This is a genomic window from Dolichospermum sp. FACHB-1091 (genome assembly GCF_014697585.1).
Classification (GTDB): Bacteria; Cyanobacteriota; Cyanobacteriia; order Cyanobacteriales; family Nostocaceae; genus Dolichospermum.
On the sequence record NZ_JACJSB010000044.1, the window covers coordinates 25,603 to 32,039 of the forward strand.

5 protein-coding genes and 1 pseudogene are annotated in these 6,437 nt (G+C 36.8%); 3 read left to right on the forward strand and 3 right to left on the reverse strand.

The features are described 5' to 3' along the window. The first annotated feature begins 45 nt into the window (after positions 1 to 45). Positions 46 to 1,095, forward strand: a complete 1,050-nt coding sequence (gene fni, locus H6G25_RS19815; protein ID WP_190393964.1) for a type 2 isopentenyl-diphosphate Delta-isomerase — start codon at positions 46 to 48, stop codon at positions 1,093 to 1,095. Between the two features lie 73 nt (positions 1,096 to 1,168). Then, positions 1,169 to 2,986 (forward strand): signal peptide peptidase SppA, encoded by a 1,818-nt coding sequence (gene sppA, locus H6G25_RS19820; protein WP_190393965.1) that lies wholly within the window; start codon positions 1,169 to 1,171, stop codon positions 2,984 to 2,986. A 518-nt stretch (positions 2,987 to 3,504) separates the two neighbouring features. On the opposite strand, the gene H6G25_RS19825 is transcribed toward sppA, so the two are convergent. Both H6G25_RS19825 and H6G25_RS19830 read right to left on the reverse strand, forming a co-directional pair. Then, positions 3,505 to 4,347 (reverse strand): tetratricopeptide repeat protein, encoded by an 843-nt coding sequence (locus tag H6G25_RS19825; RefSeq protein ID WP_190393966.1) that lies wholly within the window; start codon positions 4,345 to 4,347, stop codon positions 3,505 to 3,507. 782 nt (positions 4,348 to 5,129) lie between these two features. Continuing rightward, positions 5,130 to 5,414, reverse strand: coding sequence for an RNA-binding protein (locus tag H6G25_RS19830; RefSeq protein ID WP_190393967.1), 285 nt, complete (start codon positions 5,412 to 5,414; stop codon positions 5,130 to 5,132). A gap of 327 nt (positions 5,415 to 5,741) precedes the next feature. On the opposite strand from H6G25_RS19830, the gene H6G25_RS19835 reads away from it, so the two are divergent. Beyond that, complete coding sequence (locus tag H6G25_RS19835; protein WP_168360159.1) at positions 5,742 to 6,188, forward strand: SRPBCC family protein; 447 nt, start codon at positions 5,742 to 5,744, stop codon at positions 6,186 to 6,188. A 57-nt stretch (positions 6,189 to 6,245) separates the two neighbouring features. Here H6G25_RS19835 and H6G25_RS19840 read toward each other — a convergent pair. Further along, a pseudogene (locus tag H6G25_RS19840) lies at positions 6,246 to 6,437 on the reverse strand (photosystem II q(b) protein); the annotation flags it as partial.

Below are 6,437 nucleotides of genomic sequence, written 5' to 3' on the forward strand. Positions count from 1 at the left end.
GGTTTGGTGAAAGATGTAAATATTAACATAATTCCATATTAAACTGTGAACCCTTCTATCAACACTCCAGCCCAAACTCAAAACCGCAAAGCAGATCATATCCGTATCTGTTTAGAAGATAATGTTGAATGTTCAGAAATCACGACGGGTTTAGAAAAGTATCGCTTTACTCATGTTTGCTTACCAGAACTTAATGATAAAGATATTAATCTGAGTACGAATTTTCTGGGAAAATATCTAAATGCACCGTTATTAATTTCCTCTATGACTGGGGGAACAGAACAAGCGGGAATTATTAACCGTCGTCTTGCAGAAGTAGCTCAAAAATACAAGTTAGCAATGGGTGTAGGGTCTGTGCGGGTGGCGGTGGAAAAACCTCAAGTTGCTGATACTTTCGCTGTGCGTAAGTACGCGCCTGATATTCTCCTGTTTGCTAATTTAGGGGCGGTACAGCTTAATTATGAATATGGCCTTGATGAATGTTTGCGAATTATTGATTTAACAGCGGCTGATGCCCTAATTCTACATATTAATCCTTTACAGGAGTTTATTCAACCCAGGGGTGATACTAATTTTAAGGGATTGCTTGACAAAATTGCCAAATTATGCAGTAAATTACCTGTCCCCGTAATTGCGAAGGAAGTAGGTAATGGAATTTCGGCGACAATGGCGGAAAAACTGATAGCTGTGGGAGTCACAGCCATTGATGTTGCGGGTGCGGGTGGTACTTCCTGGGCTTTGGTGGAAAGCGAAAGGGCGGAAACGTCCTTACAACGGCGTTTGGGGCGAACATTTGGGGATTGGGGTATACCCACGGCAGATTGTATCACCAGTATTCGGGACTATGATCCCCATATTCCTTTAATTGCTTCTGGGGGTTTGCGTCATGGGTTAGATGTAGCTAAAGTCATCGCTCTGGGGGCTGATATCGCTGGTTTAGCAATGCCCTTCCTCAAGGCAGCGGCAACATCGGAGGCCGCTGTGATAGAATTAACGGAGGTATTAATTGCGGAAATAACTACTGTGTTATTTTGTACTGGTAATAAAGATTTGTATAAATTAAAGCAATCACACAGTTTACAGCGGATAAAATAGCAAGATGATTGTTACCACTGACAACGGATAAGTGGTAACAGACCGATAACTAATAACTAATAAGTAATAACCCATGAATAACTTTATTAAACAAACCTTAGCAAGTTTAATTGGCAATTTACTGGGACTGACGATTTTTTCTGGACTCAGTACATTAGGATTTTTGCTGATATTAATTGCGGTTGCTAGTTCCCAAAATTCAGGACCAACAGTCAAAGATAAGTCAGTGTTAGTATTTGACTTGTCTTTGAAAATCACTGATAGTGAATCTAATTCTAGTGAATTATTACAAAAAACTCTCAGTGGTGTTAATGAAAATAGTATTACACTCCGTAAAGTTGTGGAGACTTTAGACAAAGCAGGACGTGATCAACGTATTGTGGGTATTTATATAGATGGAACTAATGCTAATAGTGGGGTTGGTTATGCTTCCTTGAGAGAAATTCGTCAAGCGCTGGAAAGATTCCGTCAAACAGGTAAAAAAATTATTGCCTATAGTACAGACTGGAATGAAAGAGAATATTATCTAAGTTCCGTAGCGAATCAAATCGTAGTTAATCCCATGGGGGCAATGGAAATGAACGGTTTAAGTTCGCAACCAATGTTTTTAGCGGGAGCATTACAAAAGTACGGTATTGGCGTGCAGATTGTGCGTGTAGGTAAATTTAAGGGTGCTGTAGAACCTTTGATTCTGGATAAACTCAGCCCAGAAAATCGGGAACAAACTCAAAAATTGTTAGATGATATTTGGGGAGAATGGCGGAGAGCCGTAGGTAAAAGCCGAAATATACAGCCGCAAAAGTTACAAGCGATCGCTAATAATCAACCAATTTTAGAAGCCACAGCAGCACAAGCAAATGGTTTAGTAGACAAGACTGCTTATCAAGATCAAGTATTCACAGATTTGAAAAAATTAACTGGTCAGCAAGAAAAAGATAAAACATTCACAAAAATTAATTTGGGTGATTATGCAGAAGTTCCAGGAGAATCTGTAGATTCAGATCATAAAATTGCTGTTGTTTATGCAGAAGGAGAAATAGTCAATGGTAGTGGTAACGATGGAGAAATTGGGGGCGATCGCTTTGCTAAAATATTCACTAAAATCAGGGAAAATAGTCAAATAAAAGCTGTAGTTTTGCGAATTAATAGCCCTGGTGGTAGTGCTACCGCAGCGGAAATCATGCAGAGAGAAATCAAACTAACTCGTCAAATTAAACCTGTGATTGTTTCCATGGGAGATGTAGCTGCTTCTGGTGGTTATTGGATTGCTAGTGACTCCAACCGAATTTTTGCAGAACCTAACACTATTACAGGTTCTATTGGCGTATTTGGCGTATTATTTAATGGTCAAAAATTGGGTAATAATAATGGCATTACTTGGGATACTGTAAAAACATCCGAATATGCAGATCAACAAACTATTTCCCGTCCTAAATCAGCCCAAGAATTAGAAGTTTACCAACGCAGTGTTGACCGTATTTATAATTTATTTTTGCAGAAAGTTTCCCAAGGAAGAAAACTACCAACTGCAAAAGTCGCAGAAATTGCTCAAGGAAGAGTTTGGTCAGGAACAGCAGCGAAAGAAATCGGGTTAGTTGATGAAATTGGTGGGTTAAATGTAGCCATCGAATATGCAGCTAAACAAGCAAAATTAGGTAATAATTGGGAATTACAAGAATATCCCCAAGTCGGTAGCTGGGGAGAAAGATTTTTTGGGAAAAAGTTAGATGAAACAAAAGCCAAATTAGGAATAGAAAAAACTGAAATTAAAATCAATAACCCGTTAATAAATGAGTTGGGAAAATTTCAACAAGAAATCAAGATTTTACAAACAATGAATGATCCGCAAGGGATTTATACCCGCTTACCTGTGAACTTAAAAATTGAATAGGAGATAGGGGAAGAATATTTTACTTTGTTCTAAATTCCTGTATACAGCAGTACAGAATTTGGACATAGGTTCAACTCCCATAAGCTCCATTTTCAATTTTCAATAATTAGGGCTTGCTGAACATCTAAAGCAAGTAGTAAAGGATAAATAAAATCCGCTTTAATATCTTACGTGGTATGCAGTAAATAATTTAATGCTTTATAAAGTTGGGTTTCATTTTCTTCTCTCCTTCTCTCTTCCTTTGCGCCTCCGCGCCTCTGCGTGAGAAAAAAACATAAAATTACTTAACATTTATTAATAAAATTGCCCAAACAACAATGAGACAATATAGCTGACTCTTCTCAACCGAAAGGAGCGTTAGCGATGTTACTAACACCAACTTACTTAAATATAAAACCTCTCTTTAAACTTCTACCCTACAAGGAAAGGGGTCAGTAGGTTAGGTTTTTCTTGTATTTTTTCGCCTTGTATTTTTTTGCGGCGCTGACATACTGAATAAGTTTCCCATAAATCTAAAATTATTGTCTCAATTCTTCAATATTCTTCTTTGTTTGTTGATACAAGTCCTTATTCCCTTCCTTGTCAAAGATAGCTGCTGCCCGTTGTAGGTCTTTTAATGCCCCTCGTTTATCTCCAATCGCAGCATAGGCATTACCGCGATTATTAAAAGCAGATCCAAGATTAGGATTAATACGAATTGCTTCATTATAATCTTCTATTGCTTTTTGCTGTTCTCCTCTGTCTGCGTAGGCATTTCCCCGATTGTTATAAGCTACAGCATATTCTTGATTGATCCGAATCGCTTGAGTATAATCCTCTAACGCCCCATTTTTATCCCCTTGGTTGGCACGAGCATTACCTCGATTATTGTAACCTTCGGCATATTTAGGCTTAAGGCTAATAGCTTGATTATAATCCGCGATCGCTCTTCTATAATCTCCAATAGATGAAAAAGCATTACCACGATTATTGTAAGCTTCCGCATCATTGGGATTTAAACGTAATACTTGATTATAATCTGCGATCGCGCCCTCTTTATTACCAGTATCAAAATAAACTAATCCTCGACCTTTAAATGCTGGTGCATATTCAGGATTAAGTTTAATTGATGTACTATAAGCAGCAATGGCGGCTTGATAATTACCTTTAAAATGTTGAGTTTGTCCCTGAACATAAAATTCTGCATATTTGGATGTTTTTCCTATCTTTGGGTTTGGGGCAGTTGCTGATCTTTCTGTCACTAAAATATCTTGATTATTACTACAAGAAATGCAAATTATCCCACTAAAAATGGTAAGCATTGCTATAGTAAATGCTTGGTTTATCTGTCGCTGTTTATGTGTCAATAACTGCCATTTCATAATTTACGATAAATCGCCATTATACTTGGAGTAAATCATTTACTAAATTGCTTACTTACTTCTGCAATATTTTAGCTTTTTGATGAAATGAAATCTAAATGATCAGATTTCCTCACCTGATCTTCATTTGGTAAATAATTTTATTCAGCTAATTACCCGATCTTAATAAATATTGACAATAATATCCTTTATATCTACTATTTACATTATTACTAAACTATCCCTGATAATTCTGTCAATTTCATTAGCATTTTTAGAAAAAATTTCATACCAGTACAAGTATTTATATTTGAATATTAATCCTCCTCACATTCTTGATTTTTAGGGTTTATTTTCCCATAGGTATTTTTATCAATATTTACTCTCAAATTCTTCCGAATATCTTAGGTTAAAATAATTGTAAGATATTAATCAATCCCTTGATTTTTTACCAAATCTACCAATTCTTGAAACTTAGTCTTGACAGTTTTTCATAGCTAGTTAGTTTACAGAATAATGTTTCCAAAATATTTTGTGACTAATAATGCACAGCAAGTGCTACCCATGATTATAATGACTTTTGTTAATAACTTCTGCCAATGTGCCAAAATACCCCTTTTCATCACATTTAACGGTAATTTTCAGCCAAATAGGGAAATTATTTCTCTACCTTATTCGGTAAAATGGTTTCAAAACAGCTAATTATAAAATTTTCCATTAAAAAGCTCAGGAATAAACACCTGAGCTAATGGTAAACCTAATTATCCTAGAGGGGATATTTTTCTAACCGAACTCTATAGATACTAGTAGCGATTACGACCACCACCGCCAAAAGAACCACGATCTTCTTTGGGTTTAGCCTTGTTTACTTTCAAGTTACGTCCCATCCATTCAGCAGCATCAAGAGCTTCAATGGCTCCTGTTTCTTCTGCATCTGTACCCATTTCTACAAAAGCGAAACCACGAACCCTACCTGTTTCTCGGTCGGTAGGTATTTGGACACGCTTTACAGTGCCATACTCTGCAAAGACTTGATTTAAACCCTGTTCTGTAACTTCATAAGAAAGGTTACCTACATAAATTGACATAGACCGTCTCCAAAATCATAAAAGTGTAGAGATTTAGACTTCGGATCAGAGTCTGTAAATACCAAAGGGGAAAAGCCTATCAATACTAAAAACAAACGTGGTACACCGAAATTACTTCTCAATTTCTATTATCACATAAAAAATGGATATTTAACCAAGAAAATTAAAAAAATTTATCAAATATTTTTGGCTCTTCACAATTAGCGATCGCAGTATAAGATATTCTGAGCGTTCTCTGATATTTTAATGAATTTAGAGCCACAATAACCATCTATTTTCGTTATTTTTAGCAGTTTAGGCTACAGGCTAAATTTTAGGTTTTTGTTCATGTTGCACTTTAAACATTCCTCAATCATTAACGCACCAGTAGAAGTAGTTTGGAAATTTCATGAAAGGCCAGACATAATACAATTACTCACCCCTCCTTGGCAACCTGTACAAGTAGTCAGACGTGAGGGAGGACTAGAAGCCGGTGCAATTACAGAATTTCGTCTTTTTCTGGGCATTTTACCCTTAACTTGGTTAGCACGTCACACAGACTATGAAAAATATCGTCTGTTTAGCGATCAACAAATATCTGGACCTTTTGAGTCCTGGATACATCGTCACGAATTTACGGAAGAAAATGGCAAAACTAGATTAACTGATCATATTACCTATGCCATGCCTGGGGGTAATGGAGTGGAATTTATGAGTGGTTGGTTAGTACAAGCACAGTTAGAAGTCATGTTTCGCTATCGTCATTATATAACTAAACGCGAATGTGAAAAGTGAACACAAAAAAACGCTCTCCGCTAGGAGAGCGTTTTTTATTTAACTAGACTCTAGTTATTAACCGTTGATTGCAGGAGCGCTCAAAGCAACAGGAGCAACATCAGCAGCAGCCAAGTCTAGAGGGAAGTTGTGAGCATTGCGCTCGTGCATTACTTCCATACCTAAGTTAGCGCGGTTGATTACGTCAGCCCATGTAGAAATTACACGACCTTGAGAATCAATGATTGATTGGTTGAAGTTAAATCCGTT